Annotated in this window: 20 protein-coding genes; 11 read left to right on the forward strand and 9 right to left on the reverse strand. The window is 40.7% G+C overall.

Annotated features, from left to right (window positions below; all coding sequences use genetic code 11):
• Positions 1-8 precede the first annotated feature (8 nt).
• Positions 9-254 carry a DUF4351 domain-containing protein gene (locus HG267_RS11180; RefSeq protein WP_045869039.1) on the forward strand — a complete coding sequence of 82 codons (246 nt, stop codon included), beginning with the start codon at positions 9-11 and terminating at the stop codon, positions 252-254.
• On the opposite strand, the gene HG267_RS11185 is transcribed toward HG267_RS11180, so the two are convergent.
• Complete coding sequence (locus HG267_RS11185; RefSeq protein ID WP_045869040.1) at positions 238-1,209, reverse strand: SGNH/GDSL hydrolase family protein; 972 nt, start codon at positions 1,207-1,209, stop codon at positions 238-240. The two genes, HG267_RS11180 and HG267_RS11185, sit on opposite strands and share 17 nt — an antisense overlap.
• A gap of 1,115 nt (positions 1,210-2,324) precedes the next feature.
• Between HG267_RS11185 and ndhL the strand changes: the two genes are divergently transcribed.
• The 5 genes from ndhL (at position 2,325) to HG267_RS11210 (ending at position 6,542) form a co-directional block, all read left to right on the forward strand.
• Positions 2,325-2,540 (forward strand): NAD(P)H-quinone oxidoreductase subunit L, encoded by a 216-nt coding sequence (gene ndhL / locus HG267_RS11190; protein ID WP_369792174.1) that lies wholly within the window; start codon positions 2,325-2,327, stop codon positions 2,538-2,540.
• Between the two features lie 24 nt (positions 2,541-2,564).
• The gene (locus HG267_RS11195) at positions 2,565-2,876 is read left to right on the forward strand and encodes a DUF3007 family protein (protein ID WP_045869042.1); all 312 of its coding nucleotides are present in this window, start codon (positions 2,565-2,567) and stop codon (positions 2,874-2,876) included.
• A 183-nt stretch (positions 2,877-3,059) separates the two neighbouring features.
• On the forward strand, positions 3,060-3,866 hold the full coding sequence (gene trpA, locus HG267_RS11200) for a tryptophan synthase subunit alpha (protein WP_096622054.1): 807 nt from the start codon (positions 3,060-3,062) through the stop codon (positions 3,864-3,866).
• 255 nt (positions 3,867-4,121) lie between these two features.
• Positions 4,122-4,769, forward strand: a complete 648-nt coding sequence (locus HG267_RS11205) for a hypothetical protein (RefSeq protein WP_045869044.1) — start codon at positions 4,122-4,124, stop codon at positions 4,767-4,769.
• 552 nt (positions 4,770-5,321) lie between these two features.
• Positions 5,322-6,542, forward strand: a complete 1,221-nt coding sequence (locus HG267_RS11210) for an RNA-guided endonuclease InsQ/TnpB family protein (RefSeq protein WP_045869045.1) — start codon at positions 5,322-5,324, stop codon at positions 6,540-6,542.
• Positions 6,543-6,757: 215 nt separating this feature from the next.
• Here the strand turns inward: HG267_RS11210 and HG267_RS11215 are convergent, their stop codons facing one another.
• Positions 6,758-7,960 (reverse strand): AAA family ATPase, encoded by a 1,203-nt coding sequence (locus HG267_RS11215; RefSeq protein WP_045869046.1) that lies wholly within the window; start codon positions 7,958-7,960, stop codon positions 6,758-6,760.
• A 1,139-nt stretch (positions 7,961-9,099) separates the two neighbouring features.
• Here HG267_RS11215 and HG267_RS11220 point away from each other — a divergent pair.
• Positions 9,100-9,552 (forward strand): response regulator, encoded by a 453-nt coding sequence (locus HG267_RS11220; RefSeq protein WP_228045603.1) that lies wholly within the window; start codon positions 9,100-9,102, stop codon positions 9,550-9,552.
• A gap of 214 nt (positions 9,553-9,766) precedes the next feature.
• Here HG267_RS11220 and HG267_RS11225 read toward each other — a convergent pair whose 3' ends face one another.
• From HG267_RS11225 to HG267_RS11240, 4 genes are all read right to left on the reverse strand, one after another.
• Positions 9,767-10,903, reverse strand: a complete 1,137-nt coding sequence (locus HG267_RS11225; protein ID WP_045869048.1) for a hybrid sensor histidine kinase/response regulator — start codon at positions 10,901-10,903, stop codon at positions 9,767-9,769.
• Between the two features lie 32 nt (positions 10,904-10,935).
• On the reverse strand, positions 10,936-12,303 hold the full coding sequence (locus HG267_RS11230; protein ID WP_045869049.1) for a hybrid sensor histidine kinase/response regulator: 1,368 nt from the start codon (positions 12,301-12,303) through the stop codon (positions 10,936-10,938).
• Positions 12,304-12,484: 181 nt separating this feature from the next.
• Complete coding sequence (locus HG267_RS11235) at positions 12,485-12,916, reverse strand: response regulator (protein ID WP_045869050.1); 432 nt, start codon at positions 12,914-12,916, stop codon at positions 12,485-12,487.
• A gap of 333 nt (positions 12,917-13,249) precedes the next feature.
• The gene (locus HG267_RS11240; protein WP_081583940.1) at positions 13,250-15,208 is read right to left on the reverse strand and encodes a PAS domain S-box protein; all 1,959 of its coding nucleotides are present in this window, start codon (positions 15,206-15,208) and stop codon (positions 13,250-13,252) included.
• A 315-nt stretch (positions 15,209-15,523) separates the two neighbouring features.
• On the opposite strand from HG267_RS11240, the gene HG267_RS11245 reads away from it, so the two are divergent.
• Positions 15,524-16,243, forward strand: coding sequence for a response regulator (locus tag HG267_RS11245; RefSeq protein ID WP_045869051.1), 720 nt, complete (start codon positions 15,524-15,526; stop codon positions 16,241-16,243).
• Between the two features lie 49 nt (positions 16,244-16,292).
• Here the strand turns inward: HG267_RS11245 and HG267_RS11250 are convergent, their stop codons facing one another.
• Positions 16,293-17,654 (reverse strand): lipid-A-disaccharide synthase-related protein, encoded by a 1,362-nt coding sequence (locus HG267_RS11250; protein WP_045869623.1) that lies wholly within the window; start codon positions 17,652-17,654, stop codon positions 16,293-16,295.
• Positions 17,655-17,830: 176 nt separating this feature from the next.
• Between HG267_RS11250 and HG267_RS11255 the strand changes: the two genes are divergently transcribed.
• From HG267_RS11255 to HG267_RS11265, 3 genes are all read left to right on the forward strand, one after another.
• Positions 17,831-20,014, forward strand: coding sequence for an outer membrane protein assembly factor (locus HG267_RS11255; protein WP_045869052.1), 2,184 nt, complete (start codon positions 17,831-17,833; stop codon positions 20,012-20,014).
• A gap of 7 nt (positions 20,015-20,021) precedes the next feature.
• The gene (locus HG267_RS11260; RefSeq protein ID WP_045869053.1) at positions 20,022-20,240 is read left to right on the forward strand and encodes a hypothetical protein; all 219 of its coding nucleotides are present in this window, start codon (positions 20,022-20,024) and stop codon (positions 20,238-20,240) included.
• Between the two features lie 158 nt (positions 20,241-20,398).
• The gene (locus HG267_RS11265; protein ID WP_045869054.1) at positions 20,399-22,021 is read left to right on the forward strand and encodes a serine/threonine protein kinase; all 1,623 of its coding nucleotides are present in this window, start codon (positions 20,399-20,401) and stop codon (positions 22,019-22,021) included.
• 93 nt (positions 22,022-22,114) lie between these two features.
• Here the strand turns inward: HG267_RS11265 and HG267_RS11270 are convergent, their stop codons facing one another.
• Together HG267_RS11270 and HG267_RS11275 are read right to left on the reverse strand one after the other, a co-directional pair.
• Positions 22,115-22,795, reverse strand: coding sequence for a Crp/Fnr family transcriptional regulator (locus tag HG267_RS11270; RefSeq protein ID WP_045869055.1), 681 nt, complete (start codon positions 22,793-22,795; stop codon positions 22,115-22,117).
• A gap of 1,059 nt (positions 22,796-23,854) precedes the next feature.
• A complete protein-coding gene (locus HG267_RS11275) occupies positions 23,855-25,183 on the reverse strand; it encodes an ABC transporter ATP-binding protein (protein WP_045869056.1) in 1,329 nt (442 codons plus the stop codon).
• Between the last annotated feature and the right edge of the window lie 314 nt (positions 25,184-25,497).

Raw genomic sequence — 25,497 nt, forward strand, 5'->3', positions numbered from 1 at the left:
TGCTTGTTATGAGCTACATTACCACAGGTGAGCGCATTGGCTACGAGCGAGGAAGAGAAGAAGGTAAACAAGAAGGTGAACAAATTCTAGTTCTCCGACAACTACAAAAACGCTTTGGAAATTTACCCGAATCACTTCGCTTACGCATCCAAACTCTTTCTCTCAATCAGTTAGAAGAACTGGGTGAGGCGTTGCTAGATTTCACAGCTATTGAGGATTTGTTTAACTGGTTAGACACTAATCAAGCACAGTAGGAAGCTTCTCTTTCATCAGTTCAATCAGCGATCGCTCTATAAGTTGGCTGACTAACTGATTACCTTGTAAATTAAGGTGAATATGGTCGTGATACAACGCTTTGACGTTGGCAGTTGAGTTAAATATCGGTAATAGGTCTATATATTTAATCTGCTGTGCTTGCGTAAAGTCAGTTAAACGCTGGCGTGCTTCTATTTCGTAATCGCGGGGGCCAGGATCGCCTATTTCTCGCAATAAGGGAGTCATCACCAGCAAAAATTGACTGTCTCTTTCGCGAGTTAGTGCTTTAATTTTAGCGATCGCATCTAAATTAACCCCCACGCGATCGCCTGGTTCATTTTGCAAGGCTGTAATTTCTGGTATTGGCTTTTGCTTACTGATATAGCGTTGCCAAACTTCCACTAAAGCCAAGGGAGGTTGACGATCTGGATAGTTGCGATCTCGTCCCACTGGTAAGGATGTAGGAGCAGTAGCAAATAAGTCATCGGTATTTATTAATAAGACGACTACCTGAGCTTGAAAATTACCAAATTTTTGAAGATAAGCTAATTCATTTCTTGGCCCCCAGGAATTAGCTGATGCATTTAATACTTCAACTTGTTGATATTTTTCAGTGTGTGCGGCACTTAAAGAACGCATCATCAATTCAGAGATGGTATTCTTTTGATCCGTCCACCAACCGCCATTAGCGATGGAGTCTCCCAGAAGTAGGACTCGCAGAGTTTTAGGCGCAGGTATTGGTGTAATCGGCCCGCTACGCATGGAATACTCGTTAATCTCAATGCGATTTCCAAAACGACGGGTGCGTTGGTTAGGTGCTAACAAATAACCGATTTCTTGATCGCCAATATAAATCAGCGGATTACCAAAACCAAACAGCGATCGCAACCCTATCTCGATTACTAGGGATAACCCAATCACCACTACCAAAATGACTATCAGTCCTAACTTCACTGGCAAAGACTCTCCAAATTCATCTCAAACCCAATGGGCGAAATCTTGACCATGATAACCGCCATTGGCCCGAATCTGAAGTGAACGACCAAGGCGATGCTAAAGGCGGGCTATACCTAAGGGTACACTGTTAAGTTTTGATAAAACTTGTTTTGCTCCTGCTGCTTCGTTTACTTAGTCAGTAGTAATTACTACAACTGTATAGGTAGAGTCACAACAAGAGCAAATTTAGATTTTAAATTTTTTATGGGGGTGGTGGGACTTGAACCCACACGACCTTTTACGATCAACGGATTTTCATTCTCTCGCAGCTTTCGCTACTGCCTAAGAGTTTTTGTAACTCTTGGTTTTGAGAATTGGACTCTCCCTTTACCCTCGTCTTTACGTTAGGGTAGCTCCCGTCGAGTCTCTGCACCTTCCCGTAACTTGAGATTTTAAAATTTTGATTCAAGTGTAATCAAAACTTAAATGTCTCAATTTTTCGGGCTTGGCTCAGGATTGCCATGTCTTTTACAAGATGTAGGTTTCCCTGAGTTTGAGAGCTGACACTTGAAAGATTTCTCTATCAAGGCTCAGTTAGCTAAGTCCGTAGCGTCTACCATTCCGCCACACCCCCCTATTTTACTAGGGGCTATTTGTATTTCAGAGGATTAAAAAACCTCCTCATACATTCCACCATTAATTGCGTTTTTGTGCAACTAAAATTTCAAAAAATTTCGTTCACAATCAGCAATTTTACCAGCTTGCTGCTTTCGCAAAACATTTTATTGCATGAACATCAATAAAATTATGCGATCGCTCTTTTGCTTGAGAAGTACTTTTGTTACCCTCTCTTTAAATAGGCAGCGCCTATTTATTTGGGGTTACTCAGTATTCTTTTGCCACAAGCCTTTCCTAGTTTAACACTCTCTGCTAGAAAATTGCAAGCCAAAATCCTAAATTATTTTTAGGTATGGTATTTTTCCCTCATCTTCCCAATCCCCAGTCCCCAATCCCCAATCCCCAATCCCCAATCCCCAATCCCCAATCCCCAATCCCCACTTCCCTGAGTTTCGCCATTCAGCCTATGATGAGAAATAGATGTCCTGAACGTTCTTGTCTATCTTAGAGAAAGAATTATGATTGTAGCCCTGCTGTATCTGACTTTAGCTGGAGCTTACTTGTTAGTGCTCCCAGTAGCTGTTTTATTTTACTTAAAACTGCGCTGGTACGTGGCTAGTTCTGTAGAGCGCACCTTTATGTACTTTTTGGTGTTCTTTTTCTTCCCAGGGTTGTTGGTTCTATCACCATTTGTAAATATTCGACCCCAGCCCCGCAAAATTGAAGTTTAACAATATTGGTAGGTCATAAATCTCATGCGACGCATTGATGCTATAGGAATTGGCTTGGGCTTTTTTGTTGCTGGAGGTGTAGCATATATCGGCTTGCAGCTAGTAGGGTTAGATAATCAACAAGCTGGTATATGGAGCCAAGTCTTGCTAATCAGCGGCTTGCTGGGCTGGTTAGCTACCTATATTTTCCGTGCGGTGGGTAAAAAAATGACCTACCACCAACAACGGGAAGATTATGAACAAGCCTTTTTCCAAAAGCGCCTGGACGAATTAACTCCCGAAGAATTAGCCAAAATAGAAGCTGAGATCGAACAAGAAAAACAAACTCAGGTGTAAGTAGGCGCGCTTTAACCTCATCTATGTCAAGCTTTGTAGGGCAAAGGGGAAAGGTTTTCTTTCCCCTTTGCCTTTTTATCGTTATTCATTGATTGCTGCTGATTGGCTCAAAGTTCTCATAGGTCGTTTGTTCGTTGTCCGTTGTTTGATACTATATGACAACTGACTCTTGAATCTTGACCAATGACTGCCATTTCTCACTGCTTTGAAACTCTTGGACGCAATAAAGAAACTGCTTTGATTCCGTTTATTACGGCTGGCGATCCAGATTTAGAAACAACAGCGGCAGCATTGCGAACTCTTGATCGCAGTGGGGCGGATATCATTGAACTAGGGGTTCCCTACTCTGATCCTTTAGCAGATGGGCCTGTAATTCAAGCGGCTGCTACCCGCGCTTTGGAAAAAGGAACCACATTGGATCGGGTGCTGGAAATGTTGCAAGCAACGACTCCCGATTTAAAAGCGCCAATTGTTTTGTTTTCTTACTACAACCCCATTTTGCATAGAGGGATTGACAAGTTTCTCCAGCAAGTTGCGGCGGCTGGAGTAGCAGGTTTGGTAGTACCAGATTTACCTATGGAAGAAGCTTCTGGGTTACTCCAACCAGCCAGTGAAATGGGAATTGACTTAACTTTGTTAATAGCACCAACAAGTTCTGCGGAACGCATAGAAGCGATCGCTCGTTCTTCCCAAGGATTTATCTATTTAGTCAGTGTGACTGGTGTTACAGGTATACGTTCCCAGATAGAATCACGAGTATCAGATTTGCTAAAGGAAATTCGTAGTGTTACTGAAAAACCAATAGGTGTAGGCTTTGGTATTTCCCAAGCAGAACAAGCGCGTCAGGTAAAAGATTGGGGAGCCGATGCCGTAATTGTGGGTAGTGCTTTTGTAAAACGGTTAGCAGAAGGTACACCAACCCAAGGATTGAGTGCGATCGCAGAATTTTGCCAAAATCTCAAGGCAGCTATCAAGACAAATAGCAATTAGTACAAATACTCATCTTGCTCAGACAGAAAAAGTAGATTAAAAATATATAACAGTGTAGTTTTTTGTGCCCTTAGCTGGTAGACAATTTAACAGGTATAATCTTGAATATTATTCAGTAGATATCATGCTGTGAATAAACAGCTAAGATCATCGCTGTATATGTGATTATTATGTGAAGTACAAGAGCAAGTATGAGTGTGAGAGTGAGTAAATTAAAAATGTATATAGTTCAGTCGCAGTTAAGGGGCAGAGGCGATGAGTGAAAGTATGGCATTTATCGGCGGAGTTGCTGTAGCTGGGCTGGCAGCTCTCGTATTGCTCAAAGGAGCAGGTGGTAATTCGCTACAACCTAACTTTGCTGCTGTAGCTCCGCAAATGCCAGCTACTGTAGTACAACCACCCCAGGTAATGCCACCACAGTATTACTCTGGACAGCCCATGTATCCAAATCAACCGCCAACTGGCCCTAATTCCGATCAGCGAGCAGAATTGGAATCAGTGAAGTCGGAAATGGCGAAATTAAGAAGCGACAACGAGCAGTTGAGAGCGCAAAATCAACAACTCCAGTGGCAATTTCAAACTTACAACCAGCAGCAGCAACAGCAGCAGCTATTTGCTCAACAAAATAACCAAAGAGCCGCTTTACAACCACAAACTCCTTGGTGGTCTTCTCCTATAGTTTGGGCTGTGGGAGGTATGACTCTCACCATTGGTGGTGGTGTTGTCGTCGCTGGGGTATTGGCTTTATTTTCTCCAAAACAGCGTTCAGGCCGCACTGTACAAGTAATTCATCCCTACCAAGGGCCTACACCTCCTTTAGTTCCTGTCCGTCGTGCGGAGTTTTTACCCCCTCGTTCAGAAACAAGACGTGTAGAAACACCAGAATACGACGAATTGCGTTAGTAGCCAAATATAGTAGTTAGCAGGGTTAGCAACTACCTTGATGTTAATTAGTCTTGATTAGGAAATAACTACAAATACTAAAATCATATAAAAAATAACTCACATCTGATTCTTATCAAGAAAAATAGCAGAAGTGAGTATATTTACATGTTTAGTAATTCGTAATTCGTAATTTGTAATTCGTAATTACTAAAACACATCTAATTTGCATATATTTAGGAATCCGCTGAAATTCATGTAAGATGCGTTACGCTAACGCATCTCTACTATATTACCTTTAACAGAAAGAAGGCTCACGTCTCACCCGAAGGGGAGCGTGAGATGAATTGCGCGTGAGTTGACGACAGTCCTTCTCCCTATTCTCCCGTAGGGAGAACAGGGAGAAGGACATGGAGGAAACGAACATTTTGTATGTATTGACTCACTACGAGTTTTTATATGATCATGAACCTTGAAACACGGTAAAGGTCGATGCCCTACCCTTCGGGAACGCTTCGCGAACGGGTTCGCCACTTTGGCGGGACGGAAACCGACACCGCCAAGTGGCGAACCATGTATAGAGCAATCAAGTTAAGAATTTATCCCACTGATGAGCAAGAATCCTATCTGGCTCAATGTTTTGGTAATACTAGATGGTTGTGGAATTATATGCTTAATGCCACAACTACAGCGTACAAAGAAACCCGGATTGGTCTTTCTAAGGTTGCAATGGATAAATTGCTGCCAGGATTAAAGAAAGAATTTGAATGGTTGGGACTCGCATACAGTCAAGTATTGCAGAGGGTAACATTCAATCTTTCTAGTGCGTTTGTCAATTTCTTTGAAGGACGTACTAAATACCCTAACTTTAAATCTAAACATGGCAAGCAATCAATTCAATATCCCCAAAATGTGAAGTTAATGCCACAGGATTCTGTGATTAAGTTTCCTGGTAATTTGGGGATGGTTAAAGCCGTGTTTCACAAAGAACTACCAAATGCTAAGTTCACAACTGTAACCATATCTAAAAATGCAGATGGTAGATACTACGCTTCTATTTTATTCAATCAAGACGATATACCAGTAGTTGCAATCAATGAAGCTATTGGTGTAGACCTTGGCTTAAAAAACTTTGTAACCACTTCTGATGGTTCAAAATATGACCTACCCAAAAAACGGTTAGCAAAGTTAGAGAAGAATCGCAAGCGTAAGCAGAAGCAACTATCAAGGAAAAAAGACAAGACATCTAAAAAACGTCAAAAAGCTAAACGCTTAGTAGCTAAAGTTTCTAGCAAAATAGCTAGAGTAAGAGAAGACTTTCTACACAAGCTATCTCGCAAAATAGCATACGAAAATCAAGTGATTTGTGTGGAAGATTTGGCAGTTAAGAATATGGTGAAAAACCCTAACTTAGCAAAAGCTATTAGCGACCAAGGTTGGGGAATGTTTCTCACTATGTTGAAATATAAGTCTGAGAAATTTGGGCATAAATATCAAGAAATTAATCGTTTCTTCCCCTCATCTCAGCTTTGCAGTGAGACTCTACTACCAATCCCAATGTTGCAGAATGGGTATGATTCATTGAAAGTTAGGTTTGTAGATTGTCCACACTGCCAAAAGCAGCATGATAGGGACATCAATGCTGCGGTCAATATCAGAAATGAAGGTTTGCGACTTTTGGTGTTAGGAACTAGCACTTCTGCCCAAGGAGGGGATGTAAGACCAAAGACTTCTGGACGTAAAAAATCCACCAAGTCTGAGGCAGTTCCCAATGATTTGGGAAGCCTACACTGACCGCTTGCGGCAGTGTAGGTAGTTCACGCAACATAAATAAGCCTGACTTAGGGACTTCCAAATAAAAAATATCCCAGTATTTATTGTGGGGCGGGCAAGATGGAATAATTTATTTCTTGGAAATCCCTTACCAATGACCAAGGACAAATGACAAATGACAAATAACAAATGACAGCCTTTGCTAGTTATCTTTAATTGCATCGCCCTACTTATTATTAAACAAATTTTTGATTAAATTCATAGATTAAATCTACTCTTCCCTTGCGTAACATTGCTGGATCTAATCTTTCTGTAGTATTGCAAGTCATCAATACTACTAAACGCTGCTTCATCTGAATACCAGATTCATCAACTACGCTTTGGTACAAAGTACCATCTAATAAACTAAGAATATGTTCGGTTTTATTGTTATATTGCGCTACTTCATAAGCACGATTTTGCGCTAAGTTATCAGCTTCATTAATAATGATGCAAATTCTTTCTAGATAAGTGGGTGGTACAAAATTAGTAATTGCATCATGATCTAAGATAAAAATCACAAAGCCTAAAGGTACAAGAATTTCTTGGGCTACTGCTTGTGTCCATGCAGTTTTACCTGTACCGGGTTCGCCATGTACAACCACAGCTAACTGATTTTGATTGAGAATTGCTTGTTGTACTGTGTCTGTGAAGTTTTGAATATCTGCGGGAAATGTACGAATAGGAAATAGGCTGTTCACCTTACCTACACGGCTTTGATAACCGCTTAACATCACGGCTAAATCATAAGTCGCTTTATTAATTAAGGTAGCCATATCTTTGGCCATTAAAGTATATTGTCGCCGTCCGCGATCGTAAGGGTCAATTTGCAGCCAAATATCGTATTTAGACCAGTACGCATACACAGTATTAATTACATCTATTCTTTCCCAATTGATAAATTTTTCAACAGGAAAGTAAAAATCACGTTCTGAATAATATTGAGTAATAATATCCGGTCGCTCTAAGATTTTTAATACTCTCAATACAGTAATTTCTTGCAACCGATTTAGTACATAATCAATAGGAATACTATTGCGGCTGACAAATTGCATAATGGGAGTTTCTGTACTCAGAACTTCCTTATAGCGGTTATCTGGTGTTAGCGGCTCTGGGGTAATGAAATTCCAAAATTTTTGGAGTTCTCCCCTTGTATAATCGGAAGCGACATTTAATATATTTGCCCACCAACTGTAATCTCTTCTACCTAACGCATCCGCATAATAACTAGCTAAGTTAATAGTTTTTTGAGTTAACTCTTGGGTATCATGAAAGAGAACTTGCCCAAAATACACTAAATCAAAGTCACGCTGAAATGGCCGCCAACCGCTACTTAGAAGGTTTTGACGGTTGTTATTTGCGGAATTGCCATCGTTATTTCTAAAATCATCAAAAACCATATTTTTACTGATGTAGCGGTAGTGGAGTTAATTGATGTTGACGTAGAAAAGGTCAAAAAGTTTTTTCTAGTATAATCTAGTACATTTAGCTTGGAAGGAAATATATCATTCCACAAAGCTATGTAATGCATGAAGTTGCGATTTTAATTTTTATAGATAAATCTGAGGGTAATTTTAATTTAGCGTAGCGATAGTAGTTACTGGCGATTTGCCGCTACTAATACACATTAACCATCCACTGCGTACTACCCAAAACGTAAAAATCAGTATTTGAGCTAAGATGAGGCAGTACACACCTGACAAAAATTGCTATCTAGCCAGAGTATATACACTTATCTCAAGGTGGCGAAACTTTATATTTTCAAGAATCAAAAAAACTGTGGTTAATTTTTGACAGGTTACTTTCTGTATAAATGGAAGGAAGATAGAACGGCATCTAAATTTATATAGTTGAGTATCCTTTGTATTACATTGTAGTATAAAAATTCCCAACCTGTCAAGTCCGGACAACTCTGCTGAGGTTGGCATGATTGTCAATAAATATAGATCAGACAGGACAAGAGAAATTTAATTATTAAATCATGTCTCTTGGCAGATGTTATTAATTTCTCTTTTGACTACTGGTAAAGTTTATATTGATACTACCTGCCTAATGTACGCTTAAACTTTAGCTGTGATGCTGTGGGTAATCACCACTTACAATAAGTGCTTCAGAAAGCTATATTCATTTATAGGATGAGTTAGTTTTATAACCTTTGAGAGATGAGAAAAGTCCTGAATTAGCAGGCTATACTTTTGCGTTATTTGCTGTAATTACTGGTATTTTCATTTGAGAAATACCTGTATATTTAACTGCCAATAATGTACATAAAAGTGCATGATAGTTTGGTCATTAAGTTATATCTACTTTTCTGACTATTTGAAGTTTCTATGTTATAAACCTAAAAACATTCTTTAATTTTGCATATAATACAAGAGTAACTGCTATAGCTTCAGATTAAGCTTGATAAACTTCAGCGCATACACCATGAATCAAGATTCTTAATTGCAGATAGCGAAATGCAAGTTCATCCTTAATGGTGCAAAAGTTGTGATTTCGCTATAGGTAATTAGTCTTATTTAAATATTCTGGAGAAGAAATGTTAGCACATTCATTCATGAGTGATGAAAAGAAGCAAAACTCTCCGCGGCCTTTAATTTTGGCAGTAGAAGATCATGATGATAATCTCGTGTTGATGAGTTATGCGCTTGAATCACTTGGTTGTAGATTTATTTGTCAAAAAGATAGTACTAATACCGTATTAGTTGCTAAAGAGTACCAGCCAGATTTGATTCTTTTAGATATTTTATTACCCACTATTAGCGGTATGGATGTAGTGCGTTATTTAAAACAAGATGCACTCACTTGCAACATTCCTGTAGTAGCAGTCACAGCTTTAGCAAGCAGAGAAGATCAGGAACGGATTCTGAAGGCTGGTTTTAATGCCTACCTCAGCAAACCTTATATGATTGAGGAATTAGAAAGTGTGATCCGCCGTCTGCTGTGTGGGAAAATTGATTCCACATCAGGGTTTGAGTTATGTAGAGAATAATTTTGGTAGTTCGTAATTCGTAATTCGTAATACCCTACGGGTTTGCTGAAAGCGTTCTCGAAGAGTAGCGCAAAGCGCTACGTAATTCGTAATTAACCTGTTATTGATAATTTGCTGTTTGGGAAAGGATAAATTTATAGGCTATTCCTTTACCATCAAGCAAATTTAAATTAGATGTACTTAATTTAAGCGATATTGAGAAATTTTGAATTGCTTATTCCTCAGTATTCTTTGGCAAGTGTACTGTAAATTTACTTCCTTGACCTAGCACAGAGGTAACTTCAATTTTACCGCCATGTGCTTCTACAATTCTGCTTGATAAGTGCAAGCCTAAGCCACTCCCGGAGCGTTTATTTTTACCTTGACGAAAGCGCTCAAAAATTGTTGCTTGGTCTTCAGGTGCAATCCCATAGCCTGTATCTTCAACTTCAATTGTGAGATAAGTTTGTTTTTGCGGCCCGTAAGGTTCTTCACGCAAGCGAATTTCTACGCCGCCTGTATCTGTAAACTTGATGGCGTTTCCTACTAAATTGCTCAAAACTCTTCTTAGTTCTAAGCTGTCACCCATAACTACACCAGCTTTGTCTCCTAGTGAGTCTAGTTTATGAGTGTCTACTTTTAGAGTTAACTGCTTCTCCATTGCTAGGGGGTTCAGTTCGCTAACTACTTCTTGTGCTGTTTCTTTGAGGTCGCAACTTTCCCAATTCAAGGTTTTTTTACCAGCCTCGAAGCGAGAAACTTCTAAGAGGGTATTGACCATTTGCATCAAGTTTTGGTTACTGCGAATCATGACGCTGATTGCTTGTTTCATTTCAGGGGAGATTTTACAGAAAGCTTCTTCCTGAAATAAATACAGCATCCGATCGGCTGCTACTAATGGAGTTCGCAAATCATGGGTGAGGCGAGATACAAAGTCTTCTCTTTGACGAGCCATTTTTCTTTGTTCGTCCAGACTTTCTTTGAGGCGTAAAAGCGATCGCACTCTGGCTAGTAGTTCATCGGTATCAAATGGTTTGCGAATAAAGTCGTCAGCGCCAACGTCTAGACCTTCCACTACGCTAGATTCATGAAAGGCGGTAATGAGAAGAATGGGAATATAGATTTTCTTTAGCTCTGGGTTTCCACGGATGCGACGTGTAACTTCATAGCCATCCATCCCTGGCATCATCACATCTAATAAAATTAAATCGAATGATGATTGTTCAACTTTTTTTAAAGCTGATAAACCATCAGATACTAGTTCAATCTCATATCCTTCACTTTCTAAAATTGTTTGCACTAATATGAGATTATCTTGAGTATCATCAACCGCCAGAATACGAAAAACTTTAGAATTTTCTGCAACAGACATGATCTATCAATTTAGCTTTTTGAGGATTAATTTTAGAATCTGACGTTAGGAGAACCCATCGATACTCTGTGAGATTCTGAATGATATTTATGAGGATTCTGGCTCGATTCCGAATAACTTTGATGGGGATTCTGAGCAGAGCAAATAATATAATCATTATCATATTTTAACGCGTTAGCATCAACTTTTGTAGTTGATAATGCGATTTGACGCGGCAATTCGATTCTAAACATAGAGCCAACACCTAATAGGCTCTTGAGAATGATTTTGCCGTTCATCATTTTGACTAAGGAATCGACAATTGCTAAACCCAAACCTGTACCTGGGTATTTGCGAGTAATACTTTGATCGACTTGCCGAAAGGCTTCAAAAATTAATTTAAAATCTCGAGATGCAATACCAATTCCTGTATCGCGCACAGTAATTGCAATACTATCAGTTGGGAGTTCACTGACTTCAACCCCAATATTCCCAGACTCTGTAAATTTAATGGCGTTAGAAAGTAAATTAACTAAGATTTGTTGGATACGGTTAGAGTCATTAAATATTAAGGGATTTTCTAAATCTATTTTTACAGATAAAGATAGATTCTTAACTTCTGCTAAAGAACTAACTTCAGCGACGGTTGCATCAATTATTTTTGGCAAATCAACCCATTCTGGCTTCAGCTCAAACCTGCCAGCTTCTAACTTAGAAAAATCGAGAACTTCGTTTAATAACATCAGCAAATGTTTACCATTATTGAGGATACGTTCTACCATATCCTTTTGCTGATTTGTCAGTTGCCCAAATTTAGGACGTAGTAAGATTTGCGAAAAGCCAATAATGGCATTCATGGGAGTTCGCAGTTCATGGGAAATTGTCGCCAAAAACTGCGATTTTAATCTTGATGCTTCTAATAATCTTAAATTTTGTAGATGAATTTGTTGCCGTTGTCTTTCTAATTCTTGATTTTTTCTTAACAGTTGCTCGTTACTTTCTTTAAGTTGTTGATGAGCCAAAGCCGCTTGCATTTCTGCTCGATGAACACGAATAGCATTCCGTAAAACTTGTGCCAAAATTTCTGCAGAAACTTTAGCTTTGGATAAATAATCTGTCGCACCAGCTTTCATCAACTCAACAGCAATTTGGTCATCTCCTTGACCTGTCAGCACTACGATAGGTACTTTAATTTCTAGAGCGCGTAATTTTTGAATCAAGGTCAAACCATCAGCATCTGGTAAGCGATAGTCAAGAAAAACGCAGTCATAAGTAGTAGTTTTGAGGGTAGAGATCGCATCATTGCATACACCTACTTCTGACAGTTCCATTGACACACCTGCTTGTTTCAGGGCACGTCGTACTGCCATTCGGTCTACTTCATCATCATCTACAACCAAAATTTTCAGCGTCTCTTCCATCGGCTTTTATTTTCGCTGTCAAATACAGGTTGATCTATAGCATTACCATTTTCAAGCTATTTAACTAATCATATTAGATATTAGATTGGGTAATACTTACTTTCTATGCTTCATCTTTAGGGCTGTTGATTCCCAACGTACAATCAAAAATCCGGTATTTTACTCCCTAGGTATGAGCTGATTAAGGCATTTCGCACAGTATCCAATACCTGTTAAGAGTTGCCATCATCTCGACAAAATTGGAGAATGTGACAGGCTTTAAGATATAGCCAGCAACATTTAAGTTATAGGCTTCTACTCGGTCTTGATCCTGATTTGATGTCGTCATGACGACCACAGGAGTTGTCTTCAATCTTGGGTCAGAACGTAATTCTTGCAGAAATTCTATGCCACCCATTTTCGGCATATTTAAATCTAGGAGAATCAAGCGGCGTTCTATAGGAATTACAGGGGGTTGGTCATCATGACCGCGAAGCATATTTAATGCTTCTAGCCCATTATTGGCTAAATAAATCGGGTTAGTGATATTAACTTTCTTGAATGCCCGCTTGACATTCATGATATCAACTTCATCGTCCTCCACTAATAGAATGTTAATTACTCTTTCTGTCATCTTCTGCTTTTATATATTCTTTTTTTTCAGCAATCTGGTTAATCTCTAATGTATGAGCTTAAAATAGCTAGTACAGCAGAGCTAATATATTCCGAAATGGAGAACATAAAAAAATTTCTCCTGCTAAATTAATTCACCTCAGTGTGGTTATCATTAGCAAGCAATTAACAAACAGGTGGTTATTAGCCCCTGAAAGCAGACGTAGCTGATAAATAGTAAAATAAATTACCTTATCATGCTCAACCCAATTGTAAATGAGCAGGTGCCGGCCCGTCCTCAGTCATTGGTCTGAGTTGCTTCCTAATAGATTATGTACCATAAGCCTGAGCAATTTTACTCATCAGGTTGTTTGGGCCAGGTAAAGCGAAAAATGCTTCCTTGATTGACTGCAGATTCTAAGCTAATCGTACCTCCTTCTGTTTCGACAATTTTCTTGACGATCGCCAAACCAATACCTGTATTTTCTTTGCGATCGCGTGATTCTAAAGTTTGGAAGATCGTAAATATTTTATCGTGATACTCAGAGGAGATGCCTGGCCCATCATCTGCAATGGTGAATTCGTAGTATTTTCCTCTATCCTGAACTGATATGTTGACCATACCATCTATTCTGGAGTGATGCTGAATAGCATTGCCTATTAAATTTGCAAATACTTGTTGCAGGGGTAGGCGTTTAGCAATCAAAGTAGGCATTTTATGGGCAATTTCGATGTGAAAAGTTGCTGGTGGTTGTAAAGAGTCAATGACTTCTTTGAGCAATACACCCACATTTACCTGAGAAGATGGTGTTTGAATGCGTCCAATGCGGGAATATTCCAGCAAGCCGTTAATTAGTGATTCCATGCGCCGCACTCTCCCACGTAGCAAACGCATTTGCTGTTGATTTTCTGGGGGAAGTTGTCCTTTGAGGTCTTCTTCTAACCATTCGGAAAGACTAGCGATCGCCCTTAAAGGTGCTTTTAAATCGTGGGAAGCAACATAAGCAAATTGGTCGAGTTCTTGATTGCGATTTTGCAAAATTGTGGTGGTTTGCGCCAGAATTTGGTTAGAGCGTGAAAGTTCTTCAGCTCGTTGTTGTAAAGCCTGTTCAGTTTGTTTGTGATGGGTAATATCAATACATGAACCGATATATCCCACAAAATTACCATCTGTGGTAAATCTGGGAGTACCGTTATCTAATATCCAGCGATATTCGCCATCAAACCTTCGTAAGCGAAACTCCATACTAAATGTTTGGCGATTGTCAAAGGCTGTAATATAAGTTGCTAAACAATATTGCAAATCCTCGGGATGCACTCCCTGCGACCAGCCATTACCTAATTCTTGTTCCATTGTCCGGCCAGTAAATTCCAGCCAGTTTTGATTAAAGAAATTGCACAGTTTATCTAATCCCGACATCCAAATCATTATCGGTGCATTATTAGCCATGATTTGGAATCTTTGCTCGCTTTCTTGTAAGGCTTGTTCTGTTAACTGACAATGAGCAATATGATCGAAAGCCACACCTACACAACGATTTGGTAAGGGAAATACTCTGACATTGAAAAAACTATAGGGAGTATTTTGATTGCAGTAATCAATTTGTTTAACTTCGCCTTGACCGGAAAGGGCTACTTTGGCATAAAGTTCGATATTTGCCTGATTTAATATCAATTGGTCAGGAGAAAATTCTGTAATTGATTTACCGACATATTCTGATAAATTTATCCCCATCAACTCACTGGCAACCGGATTAGCTGCTAATAATTGTAAAGAGTTAATATTATTGGGTTTGGCTAAATGCCAAATTTGTAAACCGAAGGGGATATTGTGAAATATATCAGCATCAAAAGGCAATTGATTGTTAGCCTTTTCTGTCTTAGCTGTAACGCTGTGTTCGCCTGTTAATAATTTGCGATCGCCTAAATCTCGACCTTTGAAAATCAACAAAATAATCCGCCCACTTTGATTTTTAATTGGGCGAATCGTAAAGTCTAAAGTAGCGACTGTATTACCTGTTCCCAGAATTTCAACTCGATTTTGTACTAATTCGCCACTACCAGCAATGGCGATCGCTTCTCGGATTTTTACCTGATTGGCCTTAGTAAGCTGCCACCAACTAGCTTCCCATAAAGGCAAACCAAGCACATCATTACTAGTTAGTCTGCCAAAATCTAAAGCTGTCTGATTAATATCAATCAGAATGCCATCTGGCTCCAACAGAGCAATAAATTCAAAACTTTGGTTAAATATTGCCCTCATTGGTCGCTCAATTTCTTCTATGCCAGCTTTAGTTTGTTGATATCTTTGCATTTTTGTTAGCTTATTTTCCAGATCTTAATCTCACAACTATAGTCTGAAGTTTTATGAGCGATCGCTCTCTAGCTAAAAACGAAAGAATAGGGCAAGCGGCAGTTTATCTAAATATTTCATTTTCTCTTGTAAAATATCTATACATCTGCGGCCAGATATTTACATCTATCCAGTCCAAAAAACGTAAATTTCTTATTTCTATCGGTGGATGCACGCAAGTGTAATAATCATCTATCTTTGGTTTGGTAAAAGTAGATAAATAGCTTACAAAACTTAGTATTTAAGCAGATGGAGTCACAGAACGTGAGTGTCGCAATGAGTGAAATTAGCATTATTTTAATTGAGGATCACGATTTAACTCGGATGGGTCTAAAAGCTGCATTACAGTCTCAGAGTGGACTGAAAGTAATTGGTGAAGCAGCCAACGCCACTCAAGGATTAAAACTTTTAGAAACAGCGAAGCCAGATGTAGCAGTGGTAGATATTGGCTTACCTGACATGGATGGCATTGAACTCACCCGTAAATTTAAACGCCAGCAAGCAGAAACCGGACAAGCCACCAAAATTCTCATCCTGACAATGGATCATACAGAGGATGCGGTACTAGCTGCATTTGCTGCCGGTGCAGACTCGTACTACATGAAAGAAACTAGTATTAGCAGATTAACTGAAGCCATTCAAGCCACATTTACTGGTAACTCATGGATTGACCCCGCGATCGCTAACGTAGTATTACGGAAAATGCGGCAAGGTTTACCCGCAGATACCCAAGCCAGTGATAAGCCAAAAACAGTGAAAATTGAGGCTTTAGCATCAGAATACGAACAAGTTTTAGAAACCTACCCCCTGACACAACGGGAATTAGAAATTTTGGAATTGATTGTTGCAGGTTGTAGCAACGGTCAAATTGCCGAAAAACTCTACATTACAGTTGGTACCGTCAAAACCCACGTTCGCAACATCCTCAACAAACTCTGCGCTGATGATCGCACACAGGCTGCTGTTCGCGCCTTGCGTTCGGGGTTGGTGGGGTAATGAGTAATGAGTAATGGGTAATGAGTAAGAGTAACTTGTAATTCAGTACTCACAACCTTGATTGCAAACACTCAGCAATGCGTTGTGCTGCGCCTGGTTGACCCATCCGCAGTAAACCGTTGTCGGCAATTATTTGCAACCTGTCGGGATTCTGGAATAAAGACTGCACTTCTTTGGCAACTTTGCTGGGCTGATCTACTAAAATCAAAGATGGCCCCAGAAGGCGACTTTGCGCTTCGGCAAAGCCAGGATTATATTGCGGCCCTTGACCGGAAATGGCGATCGCAGGTTTTCCTAAACCTACGAATTGTTCTGTGGCTGTACCTGCCATTGCGATCGCAAAATCTCCTAAATGCAAGCAATCGTTATAGGCTTGTTGCGTCAGAATAAAATAAGCATTTTTTTGCTTAAATGTCAATGCATTCGGGTCGCTCAGTTGGATGGGTAACTCTGGCTGAGAACGCCAGCCTTGGATGGTGAGAGTTTTGGTTAAAGTGTTACAGTCTAAACTAGGTGCGATCGCTCCTAAAAATATTATTGTGCCAGAAGTGTGAAAAACCGAATCGCGCTCCCGGAAACTGGCAAGTAATGCAGACACGGCAACTGTAATGGTTTCCCAGTTATTATATGCTTCTGGTGCGCGAGAACCAGGGAGCAGAGTTACAATCAGAGGGCGGGCGATTTCTTGTTGCTGGATATCTCCGCTATAAAATCTTTGCGTAGGAAAGGATGGTGACAATCCATCCATCATCGGATTACCCAAATCAAAAGCGGGAATCGGCCATTTTTTTAAGATTTCTGTGGTTAGCGAATCTCTAGGGAACACCGCCCGACAATGGCGACGACTCATCAACCAGCGTTCCCAAGGATGGTAAATCGAACCAGAAAAATTCTCCCATTTTGCGCCTTTATTTTTACGTGGTAATAAACCAGATTCATCGCGCACATAATATTCTGATTTCGCCGTGCCCACAAAAGCATAGTTAGCACCGCTAAATTTAGCAAATAAAAGTGGGACAATATCGCCTACAGCCAAAATTGCTTTTCTATTACCTTGTTTTTTTTGCGATTTCACCCAACGACGCACAGCTTTAATTTGGCTGAGGGTTAATTGCACTAAACCACCACGGACATCTTTGGCTAGTTGTCGTCCATCCATATAAATAAAACCGCCAGAAGGCAAAGTCCTTACCGAACCAATCACAGGAACATTCAACTGTTGATAAGCGTGTCCTTCACCCACCAGAGGTAAAGCAAAAATATCTGGTGGGTTTGATTGTTGTTGCAGTGCTTGCAAAATCCGGATAGCAATTACATCTTCGCCATGTCCATTACTTAATACCAGTAGCTGCAAACGAGAACTAGAAGATGGCGCTGGGGACGCTACAGATAAGGGCGATACATCATTCATATGAAACAAAAATTCACTAATAAATGTCTTGTTTAGCAAGAGGGCACGGGGCATTGGGCATTGGGCATTGCTGATGTCCTCTGATTGTTGTTGTCTGCCTTCCCTTATTTGCCTCCTTTCTCCTCCTTGTACCCCCAACACCCAACCCCTAATCCCCACACACTAAGCTAAATATTATGCGAGTTTCTTCTGCAGCAATTTTTACTTTAGCGACCTTGGCAGCTAGTAATGCCACTCAACAAGCAATGGCTGCACCCGCCCAAAATTCTATTCAAACTGAAAAAGCAACTAAATTAATAGTTCCGGTGATTGAAGACTCGCCAGCACGGGTAGAAGCGGTTTCAGCACCGGAGACTGTAGTTGCCCAACAATTTTCTCAAAATCCTGTAGTTGTGCAAAGAGGGGTGAATAACAACTCCGCAGTTATGGTAACTCCGGAACAGGGTAATAAGAAGAATGTACCAGTTGTACTTCCTACTCCACCTGTGATTGTTCGCACGCCTGCTGCACCTGTTTCTCTTAACCAAGGAACAAAGGGGAATGCTAAAGTAACAACTCCTAACACTTCCACCCCAAAGGTAACGCCAGTTGTTACGCCTCCAGCCGCGACTCCCCCAGCAATTGACAATAATTTAGTTGTCACCGCCACAGATGTGCAGATATTAGGTGCAAGTCAGGAATTACAACAGATAGTTCGCCAAGTAATTAAGACCCAAAAAGGCGGCGATACTAGTCAAAGCCAGCTGCAAAAAGATGTAGCAGCAATTTTGAATACAGGTTTATTTACTAGCGCTAATGTCAGTAGCCGCACTACACCAGCCGGGTTGAATGTAGTGTATCAGGTACAACCCATAGTAGTGCGATCGCTGCAGCTTTCTGGAGCGAAGGTGCTGACTTATCAAGTTGCTTTAGCACCATTCCAATCGCAAATTGGTGCTGTGATTAGTCCGGCTGCACTCCAGCAAGCAGTACAACAAATTAATAAATGGTATGCCGATAACGGTTACAACTTAGCGCGGGTGATGTCAATTAAACCCAACCGCGAAGGAATTCTGACTGTGAATGTTGCCGAAGGTTTGGTAGGGGATATTAAGTTTCGCTTTCTCAACGATGATGGTCAAAGCGTTGATAGCAAAGGTAATCCCGTTAGTGGGCGTACTAAACCAGATTTTATTCGCCAACAACTCAAACTCAAACCTGGTCAAATTTTCCAAGAAAATACTGTTAGGCAAGATGTGCAACAACTATATCGCACAGGCTTATTTGAAACTGTGAATGTAGCTTTAGAAGGGGATGCCAACAAGGTAGATTTAGTCTACGAACTCAAAGAAACTGGGGCCCGTGCAGTTAACGTTGGTGGTAGTTATAACGCTGACCAAGGAGTTTTAGGTACATTAACTTATCAAGACCAGAATGTTGGCGGTAAGAATAATACTTTGGGTTTAAATGTTGGTGTGGGGTTGCGCGACTTCCAATTTGATACCAAATATACAAGTCCTTATCGCGAAACTAGCCCTGATACCCTAGGATATACAATCAATGCCTTTCGCCGTCGGGAACTCTCAACGACATTTGATGATGAAGTCCCATTACCAAATGGTGACAGAGCTAGAGAAGGGCGAATTGGTGGTAGTGTGAGCCTGCAACGCCCCATTGATGGTTGGGATACATCTTTAGGATTTAACTATAACCGAATTAGTATCCGCGATCGCCAAGGTAATCTCACCCCAACTGATGCCAAAGGAAATGCTTTAACTGCCAGTGGTACAGGTATTGATGACTTAACAACAGTATCTTTTACCGCCACCAAAGACCAACGCAATAACCCCCTCAATCCCACTCAAGGTTCTGTTCTCAAACTCAGCACAGAACAATCAATTCCCGTCGGTCAAGGGAATATATCGATGAATCGCGTCACAGCGAATTATAGCCAGTATGTACCATTACAGATATTTTCTAGCAAACAACCACAAGTATTTGCCGTAAATCTGCAAGCTGGAACAGTTTTAGGGAATTTGCCACCTTATGAAAGCTTTAACTTAGGCGGTTCTAATTCCGTGCGCGGTTACAATACTGGGGATGTAGGAAATGGTCGCAGTTATGTACTAGCTTCCGCAGAATATCGCTTTCCGCTTGTCTCAGCAGTGGGTGGTGTATTATTTGCTGACTTTGCCTCCGATTTAGGTTCTGGTAGTAGCGTTATAGGAGATCCCGCCGGTGTACGCGGTAAGCCAGGTACTGGTTTTGGTTATGGTGCAGGGGTGCGTTTCGACTCGCCCTTGGGCTTAATTCGGGCTGACTATGGTATTAACGACCAAGGAGAAAGCCGTGTACATTTCGGTATCGGACAACGCTTTTAAAAAAAGTATGAAAGTGGTTAACAGTCAACAGTCAACAGTCAACAGTCAACAGTCAACAGTCAACAGTCAACAATCAACAGTCAACAGTCAACAGTCAACAGTCAACAGTCAACAGTCAACAGTCAACAGTCAACAGTCAACAGTCAACAGTCAACAGTCAACAATCAAAATCGAATATTTTTATCTGGAAGTCTTTGAGATCAGAATACTTCATCCTTTCATTTAGCAATGTATTATGAAAAAGACAAAACTGTTGCGATAATAGGGAGGTTTTAGCACTGAGGGGAGAGAAGATTTCTCAAGAAATCCCTTAAGACTCAGGATTCAGTACTTATCTGCTCACTCAGGACTTAGGACTCAGAACTCACAGAATCAAAAATCTTTATGTTAGCAGGTACAACTTTACAGGGTGGAAAATATACCCTTAACCAAGAAATCGGACGTGGTGGCTTTGGCATTACGTTTAAAGCTACGCATCATTACTTAGGTCAGGAAGTAGTGATGAAAACCATTAATGAAAGGCTGCGACAACATCCTGATTTTGCCAAGTTCGAGCGCCAATTCCAAGATGAGGCCAGAAGATTAGCTACTTGTGTCCACCCTAATATTGTGCGGGTCAGTGACTTTTTTGTCGAGGCTGGTTTACCTTACATGGTAATGGAATATATTCCCGGCGACACCTTAGGAGATGCATTTGTCTTACCAGGAATACCGTTACCAGAAGCCAGCGCAATTCATTACATCCGGCAAATTGCCGCCGCTTTACAGGTAGTACATAACAATGGTTTGCTGCACCGCGATGTCAAACCAGATAATATCATCCTGCGCCAAGGCACTCAAGAAGTCGTGCTGATTGATTTTGGCATCGCCAGAGAATTTAACGGTGGTGTCAAACAAACACACACAGGCATGGTTTCGGAAGGCTATTCTCCCATTGAACAGTATCTCACCCAAGCGCCACGCACACCCGCTACAGATGTTTATGGCTTGGCTGCGACATTATATGCATTGTTGACTGGGCAAGTACCCATACCGGCATTATTGCGCGATCGCGAACAAATGCCATCTCCCCGGGAACTACAACCACACCTGAGTGCTGCTGTTAATCAAGCGGTGATGCGGGGAATGGCGGTAGAATCTCGCTTCCGTCCAGCCACAGTTGGGGAATGGATCAAACTCCTCCCAGGTAATACGGGAACCGTAGCCACACCTTCCGCACCGACTCATACAGTGGCGACTATTAATTTATCGTTGCAAGAACAAGAAAATTTATTTGGCAATACTGGCAAAAAACTAATTACTGTGCCAACTAACCTTAAAAATGCCAGAGAACTAGCACAAAAACTAGCAAAATCTAAAGTATTTCTTGGCACTAGTGTAGCAGTGATTGCCGCTACTGCTGGGTTTGGCATTACTAGTATGTTGCCCAAATCTCAACCCCAGCCGCAGGAATCTTCACCGCCGCTTTTCTCGCAACCCACACAAGAGCAAACACCGCAAACGCCTGTAGCAGATACAACGCCATCACCTACTAGTGAAGAAACTAAAACCTCTACATCCTCTGAGGTCAGACCAGTTTCTACCTCTTCACGACGCAGGCGTTATCGTCGCGTTTCTCAAGAAGAATCTGCCCAAACTAATACTAATAAAACATCTCAAGAAGAAACTTCATCAAACCGTAGTTCTGAACAACCCGCACCTACGCCTAGCCCTGCGGCTACATCATCTTTAGTAGAAAAATTACGGGCTTACCAATCATCTCGGAAAGCTTCCCCTGCACCAGCAGTTAATAATTCACCTTCTACTAAAAAAGATTCTGCTGCACCTCGCACAGAGAAGCAGTCAAATCCTGTAGTTATACCACCTTCTCCCGCAGCACCAGACACAAAACGTTCAGATCCTCCGGCTGTGGTGGTTCCCACTCAAGAAGTGAAACAAAATTCCAGTAGTGATAATTCGCCAAAGGTGGAGAAGTCAACGGAGAAACCAGTGGAAGAGAATAATTAAACGCTATGCGGGGATTGGTGTTTGGTAATGGGTAATGGGTAATGGGTAATGGGTAATGGGTAATGGGTAATGGGAATTTCTCCCTCATCTCCCTCATTTCTGAACCAGCCGATCGCGATCGCACAATCGAATGCTGGAACCGTTCATCTCAATGATTCCTTCTTGAGTGAGTTTATAGAAGGCGCGGGAGAGGGTTTCGGGAATCGTTCCTAAAAGTGCGGCGAGTTGTCGTTTGGATAAATCGAGTTCGACGACATCATTACCGATGCGATCGCTTAATTTTAATAAATAGTTTCCCAAGCGTTCCGGGACTTCCTGAAACGACAGGGTATCAACCAAATAGGTTAACTTTCGCAAGTGGCGTGCAAAGGTTGCCAAAATTGCGATCGCTAAATCTGGATGTTGTTGGATTACCATCAAGAATGCTTTTCGTGGCACAAATACCACCTCAGAATTCTCAATTGCTGCTGCTGAGGCTGGATAATTTCCGCCATCAAAGGTAGGTACTTCGGCAAAATGTTCTTCGGCTGTAAATATATGCAGAATTTGCTCTTTGCCATCTTTTGCGACTTTAAAGACTTTAATTCTGCCAGATTTAACGATAAAGAATCCTGTACATTCATCTCCTTCTAAAAAAATGGTCTTTCCTCTTTTATAAGTTTGTACGATCGCAATATTCGCTAAAGCTTGCAGTTGCTCATCCAAAACATTCTGAAAAATCTGTGTTTTTCGCAAAAACTCTTGAATTTCTAAGACACGTTCACTAACACTCATATTATTGAATTTTCGAGGTTGGATGATTAATTAACTTCTATATATTGCTGCTGTGAATATATTTATTACATCCTTCTTATAGCAGTTTTATGATATTTTCGTCACCTACTAATTTTTGATTATACAAATTTATGTAAAGAGTTAAGAAATACTAAATTGTTATACTCCCAGGTTAATCTATTCCTTATTTTAAATCAGAGATTTATATAAATATTTTTGGATTTTACGCGGACATTTAATGTTGTGCAAAAACGCAAATAAAAGTTTTTAAATTAATTTAAACGTATTAAATATGTTTATTATTTATAATGAGTACGCTTAAATTTGTATTATTAAAAATAAAATTACTTAAAACTAAATATTACAGTCACAGCATTGCAAGAGTTACGAATATATTAGGCTTAAGTCGTGAACTTAAAATTGCAATACTCTATACCAAATTAAATAATATTTGCGACACATCAATAATATTGCCCTCATCCCCTAACCCCTTCTCCCCCTGGAGAAGGGGAACTAAATCTCTTGCTCCCCTCTCCTGGTGGGAGAGGGGCTGGGGGTGAGGGCAGAACGTTGTCGCCAAGCGGGTTTCACCTTAAGTTGACACCAATGGGCACTGCCTTGCCCCTACAATCTGTCGCATTCTTTTTTCAAATTAGTATTAGCTTTTTATTTTAAAAAAAACTCTAGTTTTTAAATTGAATGAAGTTTCAATTGACTAATAAAAGCAAATTAATATTTCATCAATTAACGCAATTGGATGGGAGAAGTGGAAATCTTATAACAATTCAAATAATGTTTGCCACAAATAACTTCGTTGTATAGGCACTATAGGAATCAGATTTGATTGCTGAAAAAATCTTAGATGCGTTACCCTAGCGCTAACGCATCCTACTGGACTGACACAGCTAAAATGTTGCAATAATTTTTCTTGTGGGGTGGACATCTTGTCCGCCCTGGACGGGTGAGACACCCATCCCACAAGAGTTTTTTATGCACTATTTTAGCCTTGTCACGCTACTACCAAAGTTATTGTATTTAGCAGCGTGAACAGCGTTGTAATTAATGTGATGCAAACACTGCTAAATCGGTTTCAGGGTCAAAAAAGTGAATTTTATCTGGAATTAGCGATAACCATAATTGATCGCCAATACTGACTAATCTTTCTGATGGTACTCGCACTTGTAGATAATCACCTATGTTAGCTGTGGGAGATTCAGTAAGTCTGACGCTGAGAAAACTATCGTTACCGAGATTTTCTACTAAATCTACTTGCACAGGGAGATTTTTTGTAGCAGGTACGCTAACGTTAAAATGCTCGGGACGCACACCTAAAATTAGAGTTTGTCCATCATATTTTTGCAAAGCTGCTCCCCAAATTTCTGGTAAAGTCAAACGAAATTGGGAATGGGTAATTAATAAGGGAGCCTGAAATTTTACAGGAATAAAATTCATTGGTGGTGAACCAATAAATTCGGCAACAAAGCGATTAGCTGGGCGATTATAAAGTTCCAAGGGAGAAGCCACTTGCTGAATTTGTCCTTGATTCATAATCGCAATGCGATCGCCCATCGTCATCGCTTCTGTTTGATCGTGGGTGACGTAAATTGTGGTTGTCCCTAACTGGCGCTGTAATTTCACAATTTGCGCGCGGGTTTCTGCACGCAGTTTCGCATCTAAATTAGATAGCGGCTCATCCATTAAAAATACTTGAGGATTGCGGGCGATCGCTCTTCCTAATGCAACTCGCTGTCTTTGTCCCCCAGATAGCTGTTTCGGTAGGCGATTCAGCAAGGCTTCAATTTGCAATAATTGAGCCACATTCCGCACCTTACGATCTACTTCCCGTTCTTTGTCGGAAATGTAACGCAGTCCTTTCGGTAAATTGCGCGTCATCCCTACAAACAGGTGTTCCACCCAAGGGGGAAGGTGGGGGGATGAGGAAGATGAGGGGGATGAGGGGGATAATACTTGCTCGTCTGGTGGAGTTTCAAAGCGGCGACGGAGTCCAAAGGCGATGTTGTCGTACACCGACATGTGAGGATAAAGGGCGTAATTTTGAAACACCATTGCAATGTCTCGTTCTTTGGGTGGTAGATCGTTGACTAAGCGATCGCCTACCCAAATATTGCCGCCTGTCATCGTTTCTAAGCCAGCAATTAACCGCAGTAGGGTACTTTTACCGCAACCAGAAGGCCCCACAAGCACCATAAATTCCCCATCTGCGATCGTCAGGTTAATGCGCCGCAAAACGCTGATATTTTCTGGACGTTCTGGCTGTGCATCGCTTTTCTTGCCAGAATCTAAAGCCAATGGGGGTGGCGAGGCGATACCTTCCCCTTTGCGAGGGGGAAAACTTTTATAAATGTTTTCTAATATAACTTGAGACACGAGTATTAATGATTCTCATTGGTTATCAGTCATTAGTCATTGGGCACTAGACAAACAACAAATGACTAAGACAACAGACAAAGACACAGAACTGACGCAACTGGTACACCCATCTTCTGGTTTAAGAGTCAATAGTCAAGGGTCAAGTGTCAAAAATTTATTTAGGTTTTTTGACCCTTGACCCTGGACAGCCTAAACGAAAAAAATGTGACACTTGCGTAAGTCCTAAGACAGTTAGCCCTGATTTTACACATTCCACCTGAATACGAAAAGTTAAAAAACTGGCTTTCCGTATCCAAAGGAAACTAACCTTG

The sequence above is a fragment of the Tolypothrix sp. PCC 7601 genome (genome assembly GCF_025677855.1).
Lineage (GTDB): Bacteria > Cyanobacteriota > Cyanobacteriia > Cyanobacteriales > Nostocaceae > Aulosira > Aulosira diplosiphon.

What these genes read in the sequence shown, in the direction of transcription:
- HG267_RS11205 (WP_045869044.1), top strand. Translation starts at nt 4,122, where the DNA reads ATGAGTGAAAGTATGGCATTTATCGGCGGAGTTGCTGTAGCTGGGCTG.
- HG267_RS11210 (WP_045869045.1), top strand. Translation starts at nt 5,322, where the DNA reads ATGTATAGAGCAATCAAGTTAAGAATTTATCCCACTGATGAGCAAGAA.
- HG267_RS11240 (WP_081583940.1), bottom strand. Translation starts at nt 15,208, where the DNA reads ATGCAAAGATATCAACAAACTAAAGCTGGCATAGAAGAAATTGAGCGA.
- HG267_RS11260 (WP_045869053.1), top strand. Translation starts at nt 20,022, where the DNA reads ATGAAAGTGGTTAACAGTCAACAGTCAACAGTCAACAGTCAACAGTCA.
- HG267_RS11270 (WP_045869055.1), bottom strand. Translation starts at nt 22,795, where the DNA reads ATGAGTGTTAGTGAACGTGTCTTAGAAATTCAAGAGTTTTTGCGAAAA.
- HG267_RS11230 (WP_045869049.1), bottom strand. Translation starts at nt 12,303, where the DNA reads ATGGAAGAGACGCTGAAAATTTTGGTTGTAGATGATGATGAAGTAGAC.
- HG267_RS11245 (WP_045869051.1), top strand. Translation starts at nt 15,524, where the DNA reads ATGAGTGAAATTAGCATTATTTTAATTGAGGATCACGATTTAACTCGG.
- trpA (WP_096622054.1), top strand. Translation starts at nt 3,060, where the DNA reads ATGACTGCCATTTCTCACTGCTTTGAAACTCTTGGACGCAATAAAGAA.
- HG267_RS11180 (WP_045869039.1), top strand. Translation starts at nt 9, where the DNA reads ATGAGCTACATTACCACAGGTGAGCGCATTGGCTACGAGCGAGGAAGA.
- HG267_RS11195 (WP_045869042.1), top strand. Translation starts at nt 2,565, where the DNA reads ATGCGACGCATTGATGCTATAGGAATTGGCTTGGGCTTTTTTGTTGCT.
- HG267_RS11220 (WP_228045603.1), top strand. Translation starts at nt 9,100, where the DNA reads ATGTTAGCACATTCATTCATGAGTGATGAAAAGAAGCAAAACTCTCCG.
- HG267_RS11225 (WP_045869048.1), bottom strand. Translation starts at nt 10,903, where the DNA reads ATGTCTGTTGCAGAAAATTCTAAAGTTTTTCGTATTCTGGCGGTTGAT.
- HG267_RS11235 (WP_045869050.1), bottom strand. Translation starts at nt 12,916, where the DNA reads ATGACAGAAAGAGTAATTAACATTCTATTAGTGGAGGACGATGAAGTT.
- HG267_RS11255 (WP_045869052.1), top strand. Translation starts at nt 17,831, where the DNA reads ATGCGAGTTTCTTCTGCAGCAATTTTTACTTTAGCGACCTTGGCAGCT.
- HG267_RS11250 (WP_045869623.1), bottom strand. Translation starts at nt 17,654, where the DNA reads ATGAATGATGTATCGCCCTTATCTGTAGCGTCCCCAGCGCCATCTTCT.
- HG267_RS11215 (WP_045869046.1), bottom strand. Translation starts at nt 7,960, where the DNA reads ATGGTTTTTGATGATTTTAGAAATAACGATGGCAATTCCGCAAATAAC.
- HG267_RS11265 (WP_045869054.1), top strand. Translation starts at nt 20,399, where the DNA reads ATGTTAGCAGGTACAACTTTACAGGGTGGAAAATATACCCTTAACCAA.